This window comes from Alphaproteobacteria bacterium (assembly GCA_015231795.1).
In the GTDB taxonomy this organism is placed as follows: Bacteria; Pseudomonadota; Alphaproteobacteria; order Rhodospirillales; family WMHbin7; genus WMHbin7.
Genome location: JADGAX010000001.1, coordinates 733,915 through 755,406, shown reverse-complemented (window position 1 = coordinate 755,406; position 21,492 = coordinate 733,915). Strand labels below are relative to the sequence as shown.

General features: G+C 60.7%; 19 protein-coding genes and 3 tRNA genes. 17 read left to right on the top strand and 5 right to left on the bottom strand.

What is annotated here, in order from left to right:
- Positions 1–20: 20 nt before the first annotated feature.
- The 5 genes from HQL44_03650 to HQL44_03630 all read right to left on the bottom strand — a co-directional run bounded on the left by HQL44_03650 (position 21) and on the right by HQL44_03630 (position 5,731).
- Positions 21–1,364, bottom strand: a complete 1,344-nt coding sequence (locus HQL44_03650; GenBank protein MBF0267667.1) for an ArsB/NhaD family transporter — start codon at positions 1,362–1,364, stop codon at positions 21–23.
- Positions 1,364–1,816 (bottom strand): CBS domain-containing protein, encoded by a 453-nt coding sequence (locus HQL44_03645; GenBank protein MBF0267666.1) that lies wholly within the window; start codon positions 1,814–1,816, stop codon positions 1,364–1,366. Before HQL44_03645 ends, HQL44_03650 begins: the two co-directional genes overlap by 1 nt.
- Before the next feature lie 68 nt (positions 1,817–1,884).
- Positions 1,885–3,216 (bottom strand): ArsB/NhaD family transporter, encoded by a 1,332-nt coding sequence (locus tag HQL44_03640; GenBank protein ID MBF0267665.1) that lies wholly within the window; start codon positions 3,214–3,216, stop codon positions 1,885–1,887.
- A gap of 56 nt (positions 3,217–3,272) precedes the next feature.
- A complete protein-coding gene (locus tag HQL44_03635) occupies positions 3,273–4,967 on the bottom strand; it encodes a cation:proton antiporter (protein MBF0267664.1) in 1,695 nt (564 codons plus the stop codon).
- 2 nt (positions 4,968–4,969) lie between these two features.
- Positions 4,970–5,731, bottom strand: a complete 762-nt coding sequence (locus HQL44_03630) for a methyltransferase (GenBank protein ID MBF0267663.1) — start codon at positions 5,729–5,731, stop codon at positions 4,970–4,972.
- A gap of 89 nt (positions 5,732–5,820) precedes the next feature.
- Between HQL44_03630 and HQL44_03625 the strand changes: the two genes are divergently transcribed.
- The 17 genes from HQL44_03625 (at position 5,821) to nuoH (ending at position 21,491) form a co-directional block, all read left to right on the top strand.
- Positions 5,821–6,843, top strand: coding sequence for a polyprenyl synthetase family protein (locus HQL44_03625; GenBank protein MBF0267662.1), 1,023 nt, complete (start codon positions 5,821–5,823; stop codon positions 6,841–6,843).
- 360 nt (positions 6,844–7,203) lie between these two features.
- Positions 7,204–7,280 (top strand) — tRNA-Pro (locus HQL44_03620).
- A gap of 196 nt (positions 7,281–7,476) precedes the next feature.
- Positions 7,477–8,736 carry an ATP-dependent Clp protease ATP-binding subunit ClpX gene (gene clpX, locus HQL44_03615; protein ID MBF0267661.1) on the top strand — a complete coding sequence of 420 codons (1,260 nt, stop codon included), beginning with the start codon at positions 7,477–7,479 and terminating at the stop codon, positions 8,734–8,736.
- A gap of 207 nt (positions 8,737–8,943) precedes the next feature.
- Positions 8,944–11,358: an endopeptidase La gene (lon, locus tag HQL44_03610; GenBank protein MBF0267660.1), complete on the top strand. Its 2,415-nt coding sequence runs from the start codon at positions 8,944–8,946 to the stop codon at positions 11,356–11,358.
- Positions 11,359–11,626: 268 nt separating this feature from the next.
- Positions 11,627–11,905, top strand: a complete 279-nt coding sequence (locus HQL44_03605; protein ID MBF0267659.1) for an HU family DNA-binding protein — start codon at positions 11,627–11,629, stop codon at positions 11,903–11,905.
- A 92-nt stretch (positions 11,906–11,997) separates the two neighbouring features.
- A tRNA-Val gene (locus HQL44_03600) sits at positions 11,998–12,072 on the top strand.
- Positions 12,073–13,251 (top strand): tetratricopeptide repeat protein, encoded by a 1,179-nt coding sequence (locus HQL44_03595; GenBank protein ID MBF0267658.1) that lies wholly within the window; start codon positions 12,073–12,075, stop codon positions 13,249–13,251.
- Between the two features lie 20 nt (positions 13,252–13,271).
- A complete protein-coding gene (locus HQL44_03590) occupies positions 13,272–13,487 on the top strand; it encodes a hypothetical protein (GenBank protein ID MBF0267657.1) in 216 nt (71 codons plus the stop codon).
- Positions 13,488–13,558: 71 nt separating this feature from the next.
- Positions 13,559–13,635: transfer RNA gene (locus HQL44_03585), tRNA-Asp, on the top strand.
- Between the two features lie 219 nt (positions 13,636–13,854).
- A complete protein-coding gene (locus HQL44_03580) occupies positions 13,855–14,220 on the top strand; it encodes an NADH-quinone oxidoreductase subunit A (GenBank protein MBF0267656.1) in 366 nt (121 codons plus the stop codon).
- Positions 14,190–14,735 carry an NADH-quinone oxidoreductase subunit B gene (locus HQL44_03575; protein MBF0267655.1) on the top strand — a complete coding sequence of 182 codons (546 nt, stop codon included), beginning with the start codon at positions 14,190–14,192 and terminating at the stop codon, positions 14,733–14,735. Before HQL44_03580 ends, HQL44_03575 begins: the two co-directional genes overlap by 31 nt.
- A 12-nt stretch (positions 14,736–14,747) precedes the next feature.
- On the top strand, positions 14,748–15,347 hold the full coding sequence (locus HQL44_03570) for an NADH-quinone oxidoreductase subunit C (protein ID MBF0267654.1): 600 nt from the start codon (positions 14,748–14,750) through the stop codon (positions 15,345–15,347).
- Positions 15,348–15,350: 3 nt separating this feature from the next.
- Positions 15,351–16,529 (top strand): NADH-quinone oxidoreductase subunit D, encoded by a 1,179-nt coding sequence (locus tag HQL44_03565; protein ID MBF0267653.1) that lies wholly within the window; start codon positions 15,351–15,353, stop codon positions 16,527–16,529.
- Positions 16,526–17,119, top strand: coding sequence for an NADH-quinone oxidoreductase subunit NuoE (gene nuoE, locus HQL44_03560; GenBank protein MBF0267652.1), 594 nt, complete (start codon positions 16,526–16,528; stop codon positions 17,117–17,119). The genes HQL44_03565 and nuoE overlap by 4 nt, the downstream gene beginning before the upstream one ends.
- A gap of 3 nt (positions 17,120–17,122) precedes the next feature.
- Positions 17,123–18,400: an NADH-quinone oxidoreductase subunit NuoF gene (nuoF, locus tag HQL44_03555; GenBank protein MBF0267651.1), complete on the top strand. Its 1,278-nt coding sequence runs from the start codon at positions 17,123–17,125 to the stop codon at positions 18,398–18,400.
- A gap of 12 nt (positions 18,401–18,412) precedes the next feature.
- Positions 18,413–20,476, top strand: coding sequence for an NADH-quinone oxidoreductase subunit G (locus HQL44_03550; protein ID MBF0267650.1), 2,064 nt, complete (start codon positions 18,413–18,415; stop codon positions 20,474–20,476).
- Positions 20,469–21,491: an NADH-quinone oxidoreductase subunit NuoH gene (gene nuoH, locus HQL44_03545; GenBank protein ID MBF0267649.1), complete on the top strand. Its 1,023-nt coding sequence runs from the start codon at positions 20,469–20,471 to the stop codon at positions 21,489–21,491. The genes HQL44_03550 and nuoH overlap by 8 nt, the downstream gene beginning before the upstream one ends.
- The last annotated feature ends 1 nt before the right edge of the window (position 21,492 follow it).

Here is a 21,492-nt window from a genome sequence, read left to right as displayed (position 1 = left end):
GCGATTATTCGCGCAGCCAGCTAAAGATAGCGCCACCAGACGTAAAAGGTGCTGATCACGATGCTGATCAGCATCAAGGGGAAGGCGATTTTCATATAAGGGATGAATTTGAAGGCCGTGCCGCCGCGCTCGGCCAGTCCGGCCACGGTCAGGTTGGCCGAGGCGCCGATCAAGGTGCCGTTGCCGCCCAGGCAGGCGCCCAGGCTTAGGCACCACCAAAGAGGAAGCAGCCCTTCAGGTCCGCCGAAGGTGGGCGCCATGTTCTTGATCAGCGGGATCATGGTGGCGACGAAGGGAATGTTGTCGATGACCGCCGACAGGATGGCCGACGACCAAAGGATGGCGATGGCGGTCACGGCCAAGTCGCCGCCGGTGGCGGCGATCAAGTGCTCGGCCAGCATCTTCAAAACGCCCGCATGTTCGACGCCGCTGACCACCATGAAAAGGCCGACGAAGAAGAAAATGGTGATCCATTCGACTTCGGTGAAGGTGTGATGCACTTCATGGCTTTGGGTTTCGGCGTCGCGCCCGAAATTGGCCAGCAGCATCAGCACGGCGGCGCCGGTCATGGCGATGGTGCCGGGTTCAAGATGCAGCTGGCGAGCCAGCACGAAGCCCAGAATGACCAGAAAAACCACGGACAAAGACTGTTTCAAGAGCCGCCAGTCGGTGATGGCTTCAAGCTCGTTGAACTTCATCACCCGCTCGCGGTTTTCCGCCGTGGCGTGCAGTTTTCTGCCCCACATGACATGGAAAATGGCGGCGGTGACGATCTGCACCACAATGGCCACGGGGGCCAAGTTGAACAGGAAGTCGTTGAAGGTCAGGCCGGTGGCCGAGCCGATGATGATGTTGGGCGGATCGCCGATCAGGGTCGAGGTGCCGCCGATATTGGAGGCGAAGATTTCGGCGACCAGGATGGGATAGGGTTTGATCTTCAATTCGTCGCAAATGACCATGGTGACCGGCACGATCAAAAGCACGGTGGTCACGTTGTCGAGCAGGGCCGAAAAGACGGCGGTGACGATTTGCAGCATCAGCATGATGCCCGCCGGATTGGCCTTGACCTGTTTGGCCGACCAAATGGCGACATACTGAAAGACGCCGGATTTTCTGGTGACGGACACAATGATCATCATGCCGGTCAAAAGGGCGATGGTGTTGAAGTCCACCCCGCGCACGGCCATTTCCTGATTGAGCACGCCCACCAGGATCATGACGCCAGCGCCCAGCAATGAGACGATGGCGCGGTTGATCTTTTCGCTCATGATGGCGGCGTAGGTGGCGATCAGAATGACGCCGGACACCCACATGGGGTCGAGGCCAAACAGAATGGTCGTCACAGCGCCGCCTTCTGGATGCATTATCCGCTCACCATCAATTTGCCTAGCGAGCTGCGGATGGTGACGATGCCCACCAATTGCTGGCTGGCGGGATCGACCACGGGCAGGTCCTCGCGGCGCAGATATAAAATATGCAAGGTTTCAACCAAGGGGGTATCGGGAGTCAGCGTTTCCGATTCGCTGTCCATATAGCGTTCGACCGGATGTGCCGCCACCGACTTCAACCGGCTGACAACGTCGCCAACTGTGTCGGCAATGAAGGCGAGGCGCTGCTCGTCGTCGGCCCTGGCGCCCTTGGGCAAGGCCAGCATCAAAATCTGATGCGCCCCGAACAGGCCGAGATAACGCCCCTTGGCGTCGGTCACGGGCAGATTCATGCGCTTTTCCTGGCACAGCAGCGCCAGGGCATCAGCCACGGTGGTCCCCTTTTGAAGGACCGGCGGCGCACTGTTCATGATGTCTTTGCAGCTCATGGTATTCCCCTAGGTATTTATCATGATGACGTCAGGCTGTTCGCTTGGCAAGTGCTCTGTTCCTGCAGTTACAGGTAACGCCACATCACATAGATGTTTGAAATGGCGATGCTAATCAGCATTAAAGGGAAAGCCAGTTTCATGAAGGGCAGAAAGCGGAAGGTAACGCCGCCGCGCTCGGCCAGTCCCGCCACGGTCAGATTGGCCGAAGCGCCGATCAAGGTGCCGTTGCCGCCCAGGCAGGCCCCCAGCGACAGCGACCACCAAAGGGGTTTCAGCGCTTCTGGGCCGCCAAAGGCAGGCGCCATGCTTTCAATCAGCGGAATCATGGTGGCGACGAAGGGAATGTTGTCGACGATGGCCGACAGAATGGCCGACGACCACAGAATGGCCAGGGCGGTCGCTTTCATGTCGCCGCCGGTCAGGGCCAGCATCTTTTCGGCCAGCAGGTTCAAAAGCCCGGCATGCTCAACGCCCGCCACCACGATGAACAGGCCGACGAAGAAGAAGATGGTCACCCATTCCACTTCGCCGAATGTGTGATGGACATGTTCCGACTGGTCTTCGGCCTTTTTGCCGAAATTGTTGAGCAGCATCAAGATGGCCGCTCCGGTCATGGCGATGGTGCCGGGTTCCAGGTGCAAAGGATGCGCCATCACGAAGCCCAGAATGACAAGGGCCAGAACGCCCATCGATTGCTTCAACAGCCGCGCGTCGGTAATCGCCAGTCTTTCGTCCATCGCCATGACGCGGGCGCGATTCTCGTCCGAGGCGCGCATCTTGCGGCCCCATATGAAGTGGAAGATGCCCAGATACATGACCTGCAGAACGATGGCGATGGGGGCCAGATTGAAGACAAACTCGTTGAAGGACATGCCGGTCGCCGAGCCGATCAGGATATTGGGCGGGTCGCCGATCAAGGTCGCCGTGCCGCCGACGTTCGAGGCGAAGATTTCCGCCACCAGCACCGGATAGGGCTTGATCTTCAATTCTTCGCAGATCACCAGCGTGACCGGCACGATCAACAGCACCGTCGTCACATTGTCCAGCAGGGCGGAAAAGACAGCTGTGATGACTTGCAGCATCAGCAGAACGCCCGCCGGATTGGCCTTGACGAGTTTGGCCGAGACGACGGCGACATACTGGAAGACGCCGCATTTTCTGGTGATGGCCACGATGATCATCATGCCGGTCAGAAGCGCTATGGTGTTGAAGTCGATGCCCCTGACCGCCATTTCCTGATTGAGCGCTCCGGCGAGAATCATGACGCCGGCCCCCGCCAGTGCCGCGATGGCGCGGTTGATCTTCTCGGAAATGATGACGGCGTAGGTGACGATCAGGATCAGGCTGGACAGCCATAACGGGTCAAGGCCAAACAAGGTGGCGGGCACATGGTGCATCGGTTGGAATCCCTGTATTTTTGTTTCCGCGTCATGGTTGCCAAAAACGCGGTCGATTACCTCCCCTGATGAACCCGTAGGTAATTCTCCTTACGAAGTTCGGAGATCAGTCCTTCCACATCGTTCTCGCCAGCGCCCAATTCGCGCAGCGCAGCACCGCCCAATTGCAAGCTGGCTTCCAATGTTTCCGGCACGCAAACCGAAGCCCCGGCGGCCATCAGGGCGTTGCCCTGACGGTGATCGCGGGCGCGCGCGAAGATGTTGGCCTTGGGAAAATGGTGGCGCAGCGCGTGCACGGTGCGCTCGGCCGCCGCCGTCTGATCCAGCGTCACCACGGCCAGGCATGTCTCGGTGGCCCCCGCCGCTTTCAGAACGGTGGGGTGGCTGGCGTCGCCGTAGAAGACCTCGAATCCCTGGTTGCGGCATTCCAGAACGCGGTCGGGGTCTTTGTCCAGGCCGATATAGGGAATGCCGTTGCTGGCCAGCATGCGGGCGACCGTTTTGCCGACGCGGCCGAATCCGGCGATCAGCACGGGGGGCTTTGCCGAAATGTCTTTGGCGATCTCGGGCAGGTCGATGACCGGTTCGCCGCGCTTGAAGCGCTTCAGAAGTTTCGCCCCCAGCAGATCGACCAGAGGCGTTGCCGCCATCGACAGCGAGACGGCCAGAACCAGCATGCGGCCGGTGTCGCCTGCCAGAATGCCTTCCCTTTGGGCCAGTCCGAAAAGGACGAAGGCGAATTCGCCGCTTTGACATAGCAGAACGGAAATGCGCAAGGAATCCGACTTTGTATGGCCGAATATCAGGGAAAGCCCATAGAGGATGGCGCCCTTGATGGTCAGCAGGCCCAGGACCAGTGCGGCGATCTTAAGCCCGTCCTTGGCCAGCAGGCCGAAATCGGTCGTCATGCCGACCGACATGAAAAACAGGCCCAGCAGGAAGCCACGGAAGGGTTGGATATCGGCTTCGACTTGATGGCGGAATTCTGAATCGGCCAGCATCAGTCCCGCCAAAAAGGCGCCCAACGCCATCGACATGCCCAGATGTTCGAACAAGGCGGCAGAACCCAAAATCAGCAGCACGGCCAGGGCGGTGAAGATTTCCGGATTCTTGGCGCCCGCCACCAGACGCATCAGGGGTCTTAGCAGCGTGCGGCCAAGCAAGATCATGCCGCCCAGGGCGATCGCTGCGGTGGCCGCCGCCTTGCCGATGGCGGTCCAGGAGAAGCTGGCGTCGCCCGCCAGCAAGGTCACCAAAAGCAGCAGGGGGACGACGGCGATGTCTTGCAACAGCAGCACGGCGAAACTGGCCCGACCGTGGCGCGACGACAGTTCGTTGCGCTCGGTCAGCATTTGCAGGCCGAAGGCGGTGGAAGACAGGGCCAGGGCGAAACCCACCACCAGTGAAGCGCCGCCAGCCAGCCCCAGCATATTGGCCGCCACCGTCAGGACCAGGCCGGTCACCAGCAATTGCGCGGTTCCCAAGCCGAAAATCTGGCGGTGCATGACCTTGAGGCGCGACGGTTTGAGATCAAGTCCGATCAGGAACAGCAGGAAAACGACGCCGAACTCGGAAAGTTGGCGCATGTCCTCGGTTTCTTTGATCAGGCCGACGCCCCAGGGGCCGATCAGGGTTCCGGCGGCCAGATAACCCAGGATGGCCCCCAGCTTCAGACGGCGAAACAAGGGGACCGCAGCCACGGCCGCGCTTAGAAGAAGAACGATTTCAAAGAGATGGCTCTTGTTGTCCATGCTTATCGGCTAAGATCGAGGGGGGCGGCGTCACGCAGGACGCTCATTGCCTCCACCGTGTAGCCGTTGGCGTCATGCAGTACCAGTCCGGGAAGCAACTTACAAGCCGCCCGGCCCGTCTTGACCGCCTGCACGATGACGCGTTTGGCGCTTTCGTTGGCGCGCGGCCAAAGGGGCAGGATGACGGGGCTGCCAAAGCCCGGCGCCAGCGCCCCAAGTATCTGATCCAATCGGTCGGCGCGATGAATCAAAGTCAGCGTGCCTTTGGGTTTCAGCAATTTTCCGGCCACGCTGATCCAAGCGGCAAGCAAGTCCTTGGTGTCGATATGGGCCAGCGCCTTGCCCGGGTCGGGCGGCGCATCATGTCGCCCGCCTTCCAGAAAGGGAGGATTCATGAAGGCGTGGTCGAAATGATTGCGCGGGATATCGCTTGGCGGATGGGCGGCATCGCCCTCGACGACGCGCAACAGGTCCTGCATGCCGTTCAGGCAAGCGTTGCGGCGCGCCAATTCGGCTTGACCAAAGTCAAATTCAAGGCCGGTGATCTGTTTCATCCCCGCAACCCGGATCAACAGGCACAGCGCCGCCGCTCCCGATCCCAGGCCCAGTTCGATTGCGGATTGTCCTGCTTTTGCAGGGATGGCGGCGGCCAGCAGCACCGGATCGATGGCCGCCCGATAGCCATTTCGCGGTTGCAGCAACTTCACGCGCCCGCCGAGAAGCGCGTCTTCGGTGAATTTCTCGCTACATGAAAGAGTGCTCATGCTTGACCTGGGCTTTGTGACCCCCCTATGCTCAAGCCATCCAGGGTCCGCGTCAACCGGGCCGATGTGTTTTGAGAGGATGGGTGCGCGTGGCTGTCGTCGTCAGTCTGGAAGGTGAGCGCGAAAAGCGCGCTGACAGCTTCAATGTGCTATTGGGACTGGTGAAGGATGACCTCGAGCGGGTCAACCGCACCATCGTCGAGCGCATGCATAGTCCGGTCGCCCTGATCCCCCAATTGGCCAGCCATATCATTGCCGCGGGCGGCAAGCGTTTGCGACCCATGCTGACCTTGGCTTCGGCCAAGATGTGCGGCTATCGCGCGGGCGACCGCAGCGTCAGGCTGGCGGCCTGCGTCGAATTCATCCATACCGCCACACTGTTGCATGACGACGTGGTCGACGAAAGCGATCTGCGTCGCGGCCAGGAAAGCGCCAACGCCGTGTGGGGCAACAAGGCCAGCGTGCTGGTCGGCGACTTCTTGTTCTCGCGCTCGTTCGAGCTGATGGTCGAGGACGGCTCGCTTTCCGTGCTGGCCATTCTGTCGCGCGCCAGTTCGGTGATCGCCGAGGGCGAGGTGCTGCAATTGATCACCGCCAACGATACCGGCACCAGCGAGGCTTCTTATCTGGAAGTGATCCGCGCCAAGACGGCCGCCCTGTTCGCCGCCGCCTGCCGGGTGGGCGGCGTGGTGGCCGACCGTCCGATGACCGAGGAACTGGCGTTGGAAAGCTATGGCCTCAATCTGGGCATCGCCTTCCAGCTGATCGACGATGTGCTGGATTATTCGGCCAAGCAGGCCGTGCTGGGCAAGGCGGTGGGCGACGATTTCCGCGAAGGCAAGATCACGCTGCCGGTCATTCTGGCCTATTTGCGCGGCGACGAGGAAGAGCGCGCCTTCTGGCGGCGCACATTGGAAGACCTCGATCAGGCCGAGGGCGATTTGGAACGCGCCATCGGGCTGATGACCCGCCATGCCTGCCTGTCCGATACCGTGGACCGGGCGCGTCATTACGGCGCCATGGCCCGCGACGCCCTGGGCATCTTCAAGCAAGGCCCGGAAAAGCAAGCCCTGCTGGACATCGTCGATTTCTGCATCGAACGGGCTTATTAGTTCTGCCCTCAGGCGCCGGGCGGGTTGCTCCGCAACCCTTGGCTCTCGCGCCATTAGGCGCGCGGCCCGTTGGGCCTAGGTCGCTGCGCTCCCATTGTTTGCCCTCAAGCGCCGGGCGGGTTGCTCCGCAACCCTTGGCTCTCGCGCCATTAGGCGCGCGGCCCGTTGGGCCTAGGTCGCTGCGCTCCCATTGTTTGCCCTCAGACGCCGGTTCTTCAATGTCATGGCCGGGCTTGACCCGGCCATCCATGTTCTGACGGCCCACTGGGCGTGGATGCCCGGAACAAGTCTGGGCATGACGCAATAATGCCCCCCTTGCCATGAGGCTTCCTTAAGGATATATACGCGCCTTCGCGTCGGCGGAGTGTAGCTCAGCCTGGTAGAGCACTAGCTTCGGGAGCTAGGGGCCGGAGGTTCGAATCCTCTCACTCCGACCATAATTTCGGGTAATTCCGCATCTGAATCACCCTGATGGCGTCGCGGACGCCCAATTTTCGCATTCTTCCTTCGTTCGCCTTCGTTCCAGCCCCCATTTTGCCGGTTGTGGGGGGCGTGGGCTTGGCGTTAATATGTTGATTCGCGGGTGCCCGTCATCGCTGGCGCGCCCCCCATGCGGATAAAAAGGATGTTTCTATGAATAAGCCTGTCGGTGGCGACTCGAAGAACACGCTCTATTGCTCCTTCTGCGGCAAAAGCCAGCACGAGGTGCGCAAGCTGATCGCCGGTCCCACGGTGTTCATCTGCGACGAATGCGTCGAGTTGTGCATGGACATCATCCGCGAGGAGCACAAGACGCATCTGGTGCGCACCAGGGACGGCATCCCCAGCCCGCGCGATATCCTGACCGTGCTGGATGATTACGTTATCGGCCAGGGTCACGCCAAGAAGGTGCTGTCGGTGGCCGTCCATAACCACTACAAGCGCTTGGCCCATCAGGGCAAGACCAACGACGTCGAACTGGCCAAGTCGAACATCATGCTGATCGGCCCCACCGGCTGCGGCAAGACGCTGCTGGCCCAGACGCTGGCCCGCATCCTGGACGTGCCCTTCACCATGGCCGACGCCACCACGCTGACCGAGGCCGGTTACGTGGGCGAGGATGTCGAGAACATCATCCTGAAGCTGTTGCAGGCCGCCGACTACAATGTCGAGCGGGCGCAGCGCGGCATCGTCTATATCGACGAGGTCGACAAGATCAGCCGCAAGTCCGACAACCCCTCGATCACCCGCGACGTTTCGGGCGAGGGCGTGCAGCAGGCCCTTTTGAAGATCATGGAAGGCACGGTGGCTTCGGTGCCACCCCAGGGCGGGCGCAAGCATCCCCAGCAAGAATTCTTGCAGGTCGACACCACAAACATCTTGTTCATCTGCGGCGGCGCTTTTGCTGGTTTGGACAAGATCATCAGCATGCGCACCAAGGGCACTTCGATCGGTTTCGGCGCCGACGTGCGGGCCGCCGACGAACGGCGTACCGGCGAAGTTTTGCGTCTGCTCGAGCCGGAAGATTTGCTGAAATTCGGACTGATTCCCGAATTCGTGGGTCGTCTGCCGGTGGTCGCCACCCTCGACGATCTGGACGAATCGGCGCTGATCGACATTCTGACCAAGCCCAAGAACGCGCTGGTCAAGCAGTATCAGCGCCTGTTCGAGATGGAAAACGTGCGTCTGACCTTCACGGAAGACGCCTACAAAACCATCTCCGCCAAGGCCATCCAGCGCAAGACCGGCGCCCGCGGCCTGCGGTCGATCATGGAAAGCATTCTGCTCGACACCATGTTCGATCTGCCCTCGATGACCGAGGTTGACGAGGTGGTGATTTCCGGCGAAGTGGCCGAGGGACGCACCAGCCCCTTGCTTTCCTATGCCGAGAAGCGCGGTGGCGAATCGGCCTAGCGTTTTCTAGACTCGCCTGAAGATTCCTGAGATTCCACGGAGTTTTTATAAGCTCCGGGAATCTCCCGTTCGCGGTCCTATCTTCAAGAAGCGCATTTTTCGCCATTTCCCTTAAACCCCTATTGAACATCTGAAATTCCTGATCCACCTTATAAGGTGTCGGCGGCGGGGGAATTCCTGGCCGCCCAATAGATGAGAAGAGGTTTTATGTCTGAATTGCCGCGCGGTGATCTATTTCCGGTTTTGCCGCTCCGGGACATCGTGGTCTTCCCGCACATGATCGTGCCGCTCTTCGTGGGCCGCGAAAAATCGGTGCGCGCCCTTGAAGACGTGATGAAGGACGACAAGCAGATTCTGCTGGTCGCCCAGAAGAACGCGGCGCAGGACGATCCGTCATCCGACGACATTTATCAGGTGGGCACGGTCTCCACCGTGCTGCAGCTTCTGCGCCTGCCCGACGGAACCGTGAAGGTTCTGGTCGAGGGCGGCAAGCGCGCCAAGATCCAGGGCTTTTCCGACAATGACAGCTTCTTCGAGGCTTATGCCCAGGTGCTGGACGAAAAGCCCGGCGAGCCGCAAGAGCTTGAGGCGCTGGGCCGTTCGGTGGTCGGGCAGTTCGAGCAATACATCAAGCTGAACAAGAAGATTCCGCCCGAGGTGCTGGTTTCGCTGAACCAGATCGAAGACACCAGCAAGATGGCCGATACCGTGGCCTCGCATCTGGCGCTGAAGATTTCCGAGAAGCAGGAGCTTTTGGAAACCGTGTCGGTGCCGGAAAGGCTGGAGCGCGTCTTCGGCTATATGGAAGCCGAGATCGGCATGCTGCAGGTCGAGCGCAAGATCCGCAACCGGGTCAAGCGCCAGATGGAGAAGACCCAGCGCGAATATTACCTGAACGAGCAGTTGAAGGCGATTCAGAAGGAGCTGGGCGAGGGCGAGGAAGCCAAGGACGAAGCTGGCGAGATCGAGGAACGCATCAAGAAGACCAAGCTGTCCAAGGAGGCCCTGGAAAAGGCCCTGGGCGAACTGAAGAAGCTGAAAAGCATGAGTCCGATGTCGGCAGAAGCCACGGTGGTGCGCAACTATCTGGACTGGATGCTGTCGATCCCCTGGAAGAAGCGCACCAAGATCAAGCACGACATCAAGGCCGCTTCCAAGATTCTCGATGCCGAACATTACGGGCTGGACAAGGTCAAGGAGCGCATCTTGGAATATCTGGCCGTGCAGGCCAGGACCAATTCGGTCAAGGGACCCATCTTGTGCTTGGTCGGCCCGCCGGGCGTCGGCAAGACCTCGCTGGGCAAATCGCTGGCCAAGGCGACGGGGCGCAATTTCGTGCGCATGAGCCTGGGCGGCGTGCGCGATGAATCGGAAATCCGCGGCCATCGGCGCACCTATATCGGCTCGATGCCGGGCAAGGTGATCCAGGGCATGAAGAAGGCCAAGACCTCGAACCCGCTGTTCCTGCTGGACGAGGTCGACAAGCTGGGCCAGGACTGGCGGGGCGATCCGTCGTCGGCGCTGCTTGAGGTGCTGGACCCCGAGCAGAACAACACCTTCAACGACCATTATCTCGAGGTCGATTACGACCTGTCGGAGGTGATGTTCGTCACCACCGCCAACACGCTGCATATGCCGCAGCCCTTGCTTGACCGCATGGAGATCATCCGCATCCACGGCTATACCGAGGATGAGAAGGTCGAGATCGCGCATCGTCACTTGATCCCCAAGCAGATCAAGGCGGCGGGGCTGAAAAAGGGCGAATGGAGCATCACCGAGGAAGGCCTGCGCGACGTCATCCGCTATTACACGCGGGAAGCCGGCGTGCGCAACCTTGAACGCGAATTGGCGAATCTCACCCGCAAGGCGACCCGCGACATCCTGGTCAAGAATTTGAAGCAGGTTCGCGTTTCGCCCAAGAACCTTGAGAAGTACGCGGGCGTGCGCAAATTCCGCTATGGCGAGTTGGAAGATCACGATCTGGTCGGCGTGGTGACCGGCTTGGCCTGGACGGAAGTGGGCGGCGAGATTTTGAACATCGAAGCCGTCGTCATGCCCGGCAAGGGTGCGGTGTCGCATACCGGCAAGCTGGGCGACGTGATGCAGGAATCGGTGCAGGCGGCGCGCTCTTACGTGCGTTCACGACTGGTCTCGCTGGGCATCAAGCCGCCTTATTTCGACAAGCGCGACATCCATGTGCATGTGCCCGAGGGCGCGACACCCAAGGACGGACCTTCGGCGGGCGTGGCCATGTGCACCGCCATCGTTTCAGCGTTAACCGGCGTGCCGGTGCGCAAGGATGTGGCGATGACCGGCGAGATCACCTTGCGCGGTCGTGTGTTGCCCATCGGCGGCTTGAAGGAAAAACTGTTGGCGGCCCTGCGGGCGGGCATCAAGACGGTGCTGATTCCCAAGGACAATGAAAAGGACTTGGCCGAGATTCCCGACAATGTGAAGAAGGGAATGACCATCCTGGCCATGACCACGGTTGACGAAGTTCTGAAGCACGCCTTGGTGCGCGAACTGGCGCCGATCGAATGGGACGAGGCGTTGGAAGAAGCCAAGGCCGCCGAAAAGAAGAAGGGCGGAGAAGCGGAATCCCAGGCGGTCATTACGCACTGACCGCTTATTCGATCCTGACCTTTCAAGACACGGATGACGCCGCCAAGCGCATCCGTGTTTTGTTTTTGGGTCGTTCCATGTCGATCATGGGCGTTTTTATGCGGAAAACCGAACAAATTTTCCATAATTGCCGTGAAAAGCGCAGAAAACTGGGGAAAAAACGATTCGATTCATTGACGGCGAAAAAAACTGATGTCTAGACTTCGCCCCTCAAAATGCCCGTCTCGCTCCCGGGACTGGTTCGTGACATCAACAAAGGGGGCCTTAAGTGAATAAGAACGACCTCGTGGCGTCTGTCGCCACCAAGACCAGCCTGTCCAAGACCGACGCCGCCAAGGCCGTGGACGCCGTATTCGATTCCATTACCGATTCGCTCAAGAAGGGCCAGGAAGTGCGTCTGGTGGGTTTCGGCACCTTCAATGTCTCCAAGCGCGCGAAGTCGGAAGGCCGCAATCCGCGCACCGGCGAGACCATCAGCATCCCAGCTTCCAAGCAGCCGAAGTTCAAGGCCGGCAAGGGTCTGAAGGACGCCGTCAACAGCAAGTGATTTTTTGTTCGTTTCAACGATGCCGGCTGCTCCTGGGCGGCCGGCATTGTCATTTTCGAAAAGTTGGGTACAGTGGCGCGTCAGGACATATAGGGCGATTAGCTCAGCGGTAGAGCATCTCGTTTACACCGAGGGGGCCGGGGGTTCGAATCCCTCATCGCCCACCAATGCGTCGAAGCCAGGGACATATGGCGGCTGGTTCATCCGATCAGGATCGTTTCGATGCGGCGCATGCCCTGTGGCGGCAGGGGCGAATTTCCGAGGCTGTCCGCCTGCTGGATGACTTGACCCATCATCATCCCGACAATGCCGGTCTGCATTCGGCCTTGGGGGTCTGCCGCTTCGAAAGCGGCGACTTCGCAGCGGCCCGTCAGGCGCTTGAGCGGGCCTTGGCGCTCGATCCGGCCCAGGGCGTGGCCGCCTACAATCTGGCCCATCTTCTGTTGCTGCAAGGCGACGAGGAGCGCGGCCTGGCTCTTTACGAACGGCGCTGGGACAGTTTCAACCGTCCCGCTTGGCATCCACCGGCTGAACTAAGTTGGGATGGCGAGGCCTTTGACGGCACGCTGCTGGTGCTGGCCGAGCAGGGGTTCGGCGACATGATCCAGTTCGCCCGCTTTCTGCCCCTGGCGGCCAAACGTTGCCGCCGATTGGTTCTGGTCGTGCCGCCCGAATTGAAGCGCTTGCTGTCCTTGGTCCCCGGCGTGGCCCTGGTGGTGACCACGGGAGAGCCGCTGCCCTCCTTCGACCGTTTCGTCATGCTGATGAGCTTGGCCTATCGGATGCGGATATTTGGGCAAGAAAGGCCCCGTCCTCCCTATCTGGCGGCTTCTTCGGCCAAGGCGTTGCCGGGTTCAGGCTTTAAGATTGGGCTGGTGTGGAGCGGGCGGGTGGATGACCGGCACCAGAAGGCGAGGGCCTTGTCGCTGTCGCAATTGGCTCCGTTCGTCGCAAACACGGCCGATGCCTCTTTTTACAGCCTGCAATTGGGCGCGTCCGGCGGTGAGGCGGCGGATTGGCCCGGCCCAGAGCCGCTTGCCGACTTGTCGGCTGGGATGACCGATTTTGAGGACACCGCCGCTCTCTTGGCGCAAATCGGTCTGCTGATCTGCGTCGATACCGCCATCGCCCATCTGGCGGGGGCGTTGGGGCGCCCCGCCTTTGTGTTGCTGCCCGCCAGGGCGCACTGGGTCTGGGGGCTTGACGACGCCTGTTCCTGGTATCCCAGTCTGCGGTTGTTCCGGGCCGACGCCCAGGGCTGGGAACGCGCTTTGACCAAATTATCCGCCGCCCTATCCGAACGGGTGGATTCTGCCGCCGTCCGGGGTTATTCTCCCCGCAACTGATTGTCAACTTGGGGACGCTCATGTCCGGTTCGCTGAAGACTTGGTATGTCAAACTCGCCTTCTCCGTGGCTGGCGGGCATCTGACCTGGGCCTCGCATGTGCAGGCGCGCGACAAGGAAGGCGCCGTGCTGGTCGCCGTGGACTGGCTGAAGGCCCAGATCAATTTTCCGCAAAAGGTATTGCCCTACGACGTGCTGGACGCCTATGAGGACGAGGGCGGCACCCACCCCGCCTAAATATGGCGTCCCCCCTTTCTCTTCCTTGACATGGAAGACGCAAGGCTATACACAGCCATCCTCCGTTTTACGGGGGTGTAGCTCAGTTGGTTAGAGCGCCGGCCTGTCACGCCGGAGGTCGCGGGTTCGAGCCCCGTCACTCCCGCCATTTACCCTCCATCACAACTTGTTGATATTTAACGGCGGAAGCACGATGTTTCCCAGCCGTCTCCTGTCGTTACAGGCTTGAAAACGGTTTGACGCCAGGGGTCCGCTCTGCTAGACCTCCGGGGCAGGGAGACAAGCCCTAGGCCTGGGTTAACGGGTCAGGGCGACGGGCGCGCCGCAAGGGCGTGCGCCAAAATGGAAAGGCTTCGAGGTGGGTGCAATGGACAATCTGCTCCAGGGATATCTCCCGATCCTTGTTTTCCTGGCCATTGCCATCGCCATCTCCATCATTGCCGTCGGCGCATCCTGGGTCGTCGCCCGCCAAAAGCCCGACACCGAGAAGGCCTCGCCCTACGAATGCGGCTTCGAACCTTTTTCTGACGCGCGCAGCCGGTTCGACGTGCGCTTCTATCTGGTCTCCATCTTGTTCATCATCTTCGATCTTGAAGTGGCCTTTCTGTTCCCCTGGGCGGTTTCGCTGGGCAGCGTCGGCCTGTTCGGCTTCTGGTCGATGATGATCTTCCTGGCCGTGCTGACGGTCGGCTTCATCTATGAATGGAAGAAGGGCGCTTTGGAATGGGAGTGACATTGACCAAAGAGACGCCGCCCGACGCCTTGGCCGCCGCCGTCGCCGGTGAAGTGGCCGACAAGGGATTCCTGCTCACCACCCTGGACGCCGCCGTCAACTGGGCCAGAACCGGCAGCATGTGGCCGATGACCTTCGGTTTGGCCTGCTGCGCCGTGGAAATGATTCACGCCGGTTGCTCGCGCTACGACCTCGACCGTTTCGGCGTGGTCTTCCGCCCCAGCCCGCGTCAAAGCGATCTGATGATCGTGGCGGGCACGCTGACCAACAAGATGGCGCCCGCCCTTCGCAAGGTCTATGACCAGATGGCAGAACCCCGCTACGTTCTCAGCATGGGTTCCTGCGCCAATGGCGGCGGTTACTACCATTATTCCTATTCCGTCGTCAGGGGCTGCGACCGCATCGTTCCGGTGGACGTGTACGTTCCCGGCTGCCCTCCCACCGCCGAGGCGCTGATCTACGGCATTCTGCAATTGCAGAAGCGGATCAGGCGCACCGGAACCTTCCTGCGCTAGGCGGAAAACAAGATGACGCTTCCGATCGACGAGTTGGGTCAAACCATTATGGCGGCGCTTCCAGACGATGTGATGGGCGTGCATCTGGCCGGCGGCGAATTGGTGGTGACGGCGCGCATGCAGGCCGTCGTCGACGTGCTGACCTATTTGCGCGACGATTCGAACTGCATGTTCAAGCAGCTGATGGACATCTGCGGCGTCGATTTTCCGGACCGCGAACATCGTTTCGAGGTGGTCTACAATCTGCTGTCGATGAAGCACAACCAGCGTGTGCGCGTGAAGCTGGCGGTGGACGAGGGCGACGCCGTTCCCACCGTGACCGGCGTCTTTTCCACGGCGGGCTGGTTCGAGCGCGAAGTCTACGACATGTACGGCATTCCCTTCGACGGTCATCCCGATCTTCGGCGCATCCTGACCGACTATAATTTCGAAGGCTATCCGCTGCGCAAGGATTTCCCGCTGACCGGCTATTACGAAGTGCGCTACGACGATCAGACCAAGCGCATCGTCTACGAGCCGGTGAAGCTGGTGCAGGAATTCCGCAATTTCGATGCGTTAAGCCCCTGGGAAGGCATGGTCCAGCCGGACAAGGGCAGCGAGGCGAAGGGCTAGACGATGAGCATGCTGGAAGAGCAAACCTACTTCGTCAATTTCGGCCCCCAGCATCCGGCGGCGCACGGCGTGCTGCGTCTTGTGCTGGGCATGACCGGCGAAGTGGTCGAACGCGCCGATCCGCATATCGGCCTGTTGCATCGCGGCACAGAAAAGCTGATCGAGAACAAAACCTATCTGCAGGCCACGCCTTATTTCGACCGCCTGGATTACGTCGGCACCATGAACCAGGAGCACGCTTTCGTGCTGGCCGTGGAAAAGCTGATGGGCGTCGAGGTTCCGGCCAGGGGCAAGATGATCCGCACCTTGTATTGCGAGATCGGACGCATCCTCAATCATCTGCTGAACATCACTGCCTATGTGATGGATGTCGGCGGCATGACCCCCATCTTGCTGGGGTTCGAGGAACGCGAAAAGCTGATGGAATTCTACGAGCGCGCTTGCGGCGCTCGCCTGCACGCCAATTATTTCCGTCCGGGCGGCGTGGCCTTCGATACGCCCCAGGCCCTGCTTGACGACATTGGCGCCTGGACCGAAACCTTCCCCAAGATTCTCGATGACATCGAAACGCTGGTCACCAACAACCGCATCTTCAAGCAGCGCACGGTGGATATCGGCGTGGTGTCGCAAGAACAGGCGTTGGATTGGGGCTTTACGGGTCCCAATCTGCGCGCCAGCGGCATCGCCTGGGATCTGCGCAAGGCCCAGCCCTACGACAGCTATGCCGAGATGGATTTCGACATTCCCATTGGCAAGCATGGCGACGGCTATGACCGTTATCTGGTGCGCATGGTCGAAATGCGCGAGTCCGTGAAAATCATCAAGCAGTGCCTGGCCAAGATGCCGGGTGGTCCCGCCAAGGTGGACGACCGCAAGGTCAGCCCGCCGCCCAGGGCCGAGATGAAGCGCTCGATGGAAGCGCTGATCCATCATTTCAAACTATTCACCGAGGGCTTGCGCGTTCCCGCCGGGGAAACCTATACGGCGGTCGAGGCGCCGAAGGGCGAATTCGCCGTCTATCTGGTGTCGGATGGAACGAACCGGCCTTATCGCTGCAAGATCCGCGCACCGGGCTACGCCCATTTGCAGGCCCTCGAAATGATGGGCAAGGGGCACATGCTGGCCGATATCGTGGCCATCATCGGCTCTATCGACATCGTATTTGGCGAGATCGACCGATGAGTTTTCACCGCGAAGAACCGAAGGATTTCGCCTTCGATGCCGACAGTCTCGCCAAGGCCAAGGCGATCGTCGCCAAATATCCCGAAGGCAGAAGCCGCAGCGCCGTGATGCCGCTGCTCGATCTGGCGCAGCGCCAACTGGGCGGCTGGCTGCCCCGCGTCGCCATGGATTACGTGGCCGATTATCTCAGCCTTGATCCCATCAAGGTCTACGAGGTCGCCAACTTCTACACCATGTACAACAAGAAGCCGGTCGGCAGGCATCATGTGCAGGTTTGCACCAATCTGCCTTGCTGGTTGCGCGGCTCGGATCAAGTGGTGTCGGCCTGCAAGAAGACCCTGGGCATCGGCCTGGGCGAGACCACGCCGGACGGCATGTTCACGCTTTCCGAAGTCGAATGCGCGGGCGCTTGCGTGAATGCCCCGGTGGCCGCCATCAATGACGACTATTTCGAAGACCTTGACGAAGCGTCCATCACCCGCGTGTTGGAAGCCATCAAGAAGGGCGAAAAGCCCAAGCATGGCCCCCAGAACGGGCGCATGAATTCGGCTCCCATCGGCGGCCCGACCACCTTGAAGGGGGAGGGCTGAGCCATGCTGACCGACAAGGACCGCATCTTCACCAATCTTTACGGCCAGCATGATTTCGGTTTGCAGGGCGCCAAGGCGCGCGGCGACTGGGACGGCACCAAGGATATTTTGGCCAAGGGCCGCGAATGGATCATCAACGAGGTGAAATCCTCGGGCCTGCGCGGACGTGGCGGCGCCGGATTCTCGACCGGCGTCAAATGGTCGTTCATGCCCAAGGAAGTGGGGGCGCGCCCGCATTTCCTGGTCGTCAATGCCGATGAGGGCGAACCCGGCACCTGCAAGGACCGCGAAATTCTGCGCCATGATCCGCACAAGCTGATCGAAGGCTGCTTGATCGCCGGCTTCGCCGTGCAAGCCCATGCGGCTTACATCTACGTGCGCGGCGAGTTCTATCGCGAGGCCGAGGCTTTGCAAACCGCCATCGATCAGGCGCGCGACGCCGGATTGATCGGCAAGAACGCCTGCGGCTCGGGATGGGACTTCGAGGTCTATATCCATCGCGGCATGGGCGCCTATGTCTGCGGCGAGGAATCGGCGCTGATCGAAAGCATCGAGGGCAAGAAAGGCCAGCCGCGCTTGAAGCCGCCTTTCCCGGCGGGCATCGGCCTCTATGGCTGCCCGACCACGGTCAACAATGTGGAATCAATCGCCGTGGTGGCGACCATTCTACGCCGGGGCGCTAGCTGGTTCTCCAGTTTCGGGCGGCCCAACAATGCGGGCACCAAGCTTTTTTGCATTTCTGGCCATGTGAACAAGCCCTGCAACGTGGAAGAATCGATGAGCATTCCGCTTCGGGAACTTATCGAGAAACATGCGGGCGGCGTGCGCGGCGGCTGGGACAATCTGCTGGGCGTGATTCCCGGCGGCTCGTCGGTGCCGGTGCTGACCAAGGACATCTGCGACAATGTGCTGATGGATTTCGACGCGCTGCGCGAAGTGCGTTCCGGCCTGGGTACCGCCGCCGTGATCGTGATGGACAAGTCCACCGACATCGTCAAGGCCATCGCAAGACTGTCTTATTTCTACATGCATGAAAGCTGCGGCCAGTGCACGCCTTGCCGCGAGGGCACGGGCTGGATGTGGCGCATGATGCAGCGCATGGTCAGCGGCGAGGCCGAGATCGAAGAGATCGACATGCTCGACGAAGTGACCCGTCAGGTCGAAGGCCACACGATTTGCGCGCTGGGCGACGCCGCCGCTTGGCCGATCCAGGGATTGATCCGTAGTTTCAGGCCCGAGATGGAGCGCCGCATTCTGGCGCGCCGCTCGGCTAGGCTGTAGGGCGAGGACAGGATGCCAAAGCTCACCATCGACGGCATTGAAATCGACGTCGCTCCCGGCACCACCATCTTGCAGGCGGCCGAGACGCTGGGCATCGAGATTCCCCGCTTTTGCTACCACGAACGCCTGACCATCGCGGGCAATTGCCGCATGTGCTTGGTCGAGGTGGAAAAGGCCCCCAAGCCGGTGGCGTCCTGCGCCATGCCGGTGGGCGAGGGAATGGTGGTGCGCACCAGCACCGCCAACATTCTGAAGGCCCGCAAGGGCGTGATGGAACTGATCTTGATCAACCATCCGCTTGACTGCCCGATCTGCGATCAGGGCGGCGAGTGTGATTTGCAAGATCAGGCGGTGGCCTATGGCCGCGACCGTGGCCGTTTTGCCGAGGTCAAGAACGCGCTCAAGAAGAAGGATTTCGGCCCCCTGGTGAAGGCCGAGATGACGCGCTGCATCACCTGCACGCGCTGTGTGCGCTTCACGACCGAAGTGGCGGGCGTGCCCGATCTGGGCGGCATCGGCAGGGGCGAGCATCTGGAAATCGACACTTATGTCGGCAAGGCGATCGGCACCGAATTGTCGGGCTGCCTGATTGATCTGTGTCCGGTCGGAGCGCTGACCAGCGCGCCTTACGCCTTCAAGGCGCGCCCGTGGGAGCTGAAGAAGACCGAAACCATCGATTGTCTGGACGCGCTGGGGTCGAACATCCGCGCCGACAGTCGGGGCAACGAGGTTTTGCGCGTCATGCCGCGCAACAATGACGACATCAACGAGGAATGGCTGGGCGACAAAAGCCGCTTCGCGGTGGATGGCTTAATGCGAAGCCGCCTGGACCGTCCCTATATCCGCGAGAACGGTCACTTGCGCGAAGCCAGTTGGACCGAAGCGCTCAATCTGGCGGCGTCGAAGCTGAAAAGCACGCCTGCTGCCGCCATGGCCGCCATTGTGGGCGACTTGGCAGATTGCGAATCCATCGCCGCCCTGAAAGACCTGATGACCGACCTGAAGGTGGCCAATCTCGATTGCCGCCAGGATTTCGCGCAGATCGATCCTTCCTGTCGGGCGGGCTATTTGTTCAACGCCACCATCGCTGGCATCGAACAGGCCGACGCGCTTTTGATGATCGGCGTCAATCCCAGGAAGGAAGCGCCGGTTCTGAATGCGCGCATCCGCAAGCGCTCGCTGAAGTCCAACTTCCCGGTGGGCGTGATCGGTCCCAAGATGGACCAGATTTTCAAATACGAACATCTGGGCGACAGCGCTGCGCTGATCGAGGAGATCGCTTCGGGCAAGCATCCTTTCGCTGGCGTGCTGAAGGCGGCCAAGAAGCCGATGCTGATCCTGGGTATGGGGGCGTTGTCGCGCCATGACGGGGCCGCCATTCTGGCCGGTGCCCGCAAACTGGCTGAAAACTGCGGCATGATCGCCGATGGCTGGAACGGTTTCTCGGTGCTGCATACGGCGGCTGGCCGCGTGGGCGCTCTCGATCTCGGCTTCGTGCCGGTGGGCGGCGGGCAGGGCGTCAAGGCCATTCTGGAAGGCGCCAGCAAGGGCGACATCAAGCTGGTTTATCTGTTGGGAGCCGACGAGATCGACGTGTCGCGTCTGGGTTCGGCTTTCGTCATCTATCAGGGCCATCACGGCGATGTGGGTGCGTCGCGTGCCGACGTCATTTTGCCGGGTGCCGCCTATACCGAAAAGAACGCCACCTACGTGAACACCGAAGGGCGCGTGCAACAGACCAAGCTGGCCGTCTTCCCGCCCGGCCAAGCCAGGGAAGATTGGCGGATCGTGCGCGCCTTGGCCGAGGTTATCGGCATCCATATGCCCTATGACAATTTAAGCCAGATGCGCGCCCGACTGATCGACATCAATCCGCTGTTCGCCAAGCAAGATGTCGTCGTTCCCGCCGCTTGGGGGCCGTTCGGAACGCCGGGTCCGGTGGCCGACGAGCCGTTGAAGACGGCAATCGCCAACTACTACATGACCGACGCCATCGGTCGGGCTTCGCCCACCATGGCGGTCTGCGTCGAAACATTTGTCAGCGGCGCCAAGCCCAGGACGGGAACTCATGGCTGAACTTCTCGCCAATCTCTGGGTTGAATATTTGTGGCCGCTTCTGTGGCTGGTCATCAAGATCGTCGTCATCGTGGTGCCGCTTCTGGTCGCCGTGGCCTACCTTACTTATGCTGAACGCAAGATCATCGCCGCCATGCAGATGCGAAAGGGGCCCAACGTGGTCGGCCCCTTCGGCCTGTTGCAGCCCTTCGCCGACGGCTTGAAACTGTTCTTGAAGGAAACCGTGCTGCCCACCAGGGCCAACGCCACGGTCTTCTTCCTGGCCCCCATGCTCACCTTCTTCCTGGCGCTGGCCGCCTGGGCGGTGATTCCCTTCGGAGAAGGGTTGGTGTTGGCCGACATCAATGTTGGCATCTTGTACCTGTTCGCGATTTCAAGCCTGGGCGTTTACGGCATCATCATGTCGGGCTGGGCGTCCAACTCGCGCTACGCTTTGCTGGGCGGCTTGCGCTCGGCGGCGCAGATGGTGTCCTACGAAGTGTCGATCGGCTTCGTGCTGATTTCGGTGCTGCTGACCGTTGGCTCGCTGAACCTGTCCGACGTGGTGACGGCGCAAAAGACGGTGTGGTTCTTCATCCCCCATCTGCCGATGTTCGTGGTCTTCTTCATCTCGGGCCTGGCCGAAACCAACCGCTCGCCCTTCGATCTGCCAGAGGCCGAGGCCGAACTGGTGGCGGGCTACAATGTCGAATATTCGTCGATGCCCTTCGCCCTGTTCTTCCTGGGCGAATACGCCAACATGATCTTGATGAGCGCCATGACCGTCATTCTGTTCCTGGGCGGCTGGCTGCCGCCGATGGACATCGCGCTGTTCACCTGGATTCCCGGCCCCATCTGGTTCGCCGCCAAGATCGCCTTCGTGCTGTTCTTCTTCCTGTGGGTGCGCGCCACCTTCCCCCGCTATCGCTATGATCAGCTGATGCGTCTGGGCTGGAAGGTGTTCTTGCCATTATCCCTGGCTTGGCTCGTCATCACTGCCGGTGTGCTTCAGTTCACCGGTCTGGTGCCGAAGTGAG

Bases quoted from the DNA above. Each gene is read 5' to 3' on its own strand.
- HQL44_03550 (MBF0267650.1), top strand. From the start codon at position 18,413: ATGCCAAAGCTCACCATCGACGGCATTGAAATCGACGTCGCTCCCGGC.
- HQL44_03575 (MBF0267655.1), top strand. From the start codon at position 14,190: ATGGAAGAAGGGCGCTTTGGAATGGGAGTGACATTGACCAAAGAGACG.
- HQL44_03640 (MBF0267665.1), bottom strand. From the start codon at position 3,216: ATGCACCATGTGCCCGCCACCTTGTTTGGCCTTGACCCGTTATGGCTG.
- HQL44_03650 (MBF0267667.1), bottom strand. From the start codon at position 1,364: ATGCATCCAGAAGGCGGCGCTGTGACGACCATTCTGTTTGGCCTCGAC.
- HQL44_03595 (MBF0267658.1), top strand. From the start codon at position 12,073: ATGCGTCGAAGCCAGGGACATATGGCGGCTGGTTCATCCGATCAGGAT.
- lon (MBF0267660.1), top strand. From the start codon at position 8,944: ATGTCTGAATTGCCGCGCGGTGATCTATTTCCGGTTTTGCCGCTCCGG.
- HQL44_03580 (MBF0267656.1), top strand. From the start codon at position 13,855: ATGGACAATCTGCTCCAGGGATATCTCCCGATCCTTGTTTTCCTGGCC.
- clpX (MBF0267661.1), top strand. From the start codon at position 7,477: ATGAATAAGCCTGTCGGTGGCGACTCGAAGAACACGCTCTATTGCTCC.
- HQL44_03570 (MBF0267654.1), top strand. From the start codon at position 14,748: ATGACGCTTCCGATCGACGAGTTGGGTCAAACCATTATGGCGGCGCTT.
- nuoH (MBF0267649.1), top strand. From the start codon at position 20,469: ATGGCTGAACTTCTCGCCAATCTCTGGGTTGAATATTTGTGGCCGCTT.
- nuoE (MBF0267652.1), top strand. From the start codon at position 16,526: ATGAGTTTTCACCGCGAAGAACCGAAGGATTTCGCCTTCGATGCCGAC.
- nuoF (MBF0267651.1), top strand. From the start codon at position 17,123: ATGCTGACCGACAAGGACCGCATCTTCACCAATCTTTACGGCCAGCAT.
- HQL44_03565 (MBF0267653.1), top strand. From the start codon at position 15,351: ATGAGCATGCTGGAAGAGCAAACCTACTTCGTCAATTTCGGCCCCCAG.
- HQL44_03645 (MBF0267666.1), bottom strand. From the start codon at position 1,816: ATGAGCTGCAAAGACATCATGAACAGTGCGCCGCCGGTCCTTCAAAAG.
- HQL44_03630 (MBF0267663.1), bottom strand. From the start codon at position 5,731: ATGAGCACTCTTTCATGTAGCGAGAAATTCACCGAAGACGCGCTTCTC.
- HQL44_03635 (MBF0267664.1), bottom strand. From the start codon at position 4,967: ATGGACAACAAGAGCCATCTCTTTGAAATCGTTCTTCTTCTAAGCGCG.
- HQL44_03590 (MBF0267657.1), top strand. From the start codon at position 13,272: ATGTCCGGTTCGCTGAAGACTTGGTATGTCAAACTCGCCTTCTCCGTG.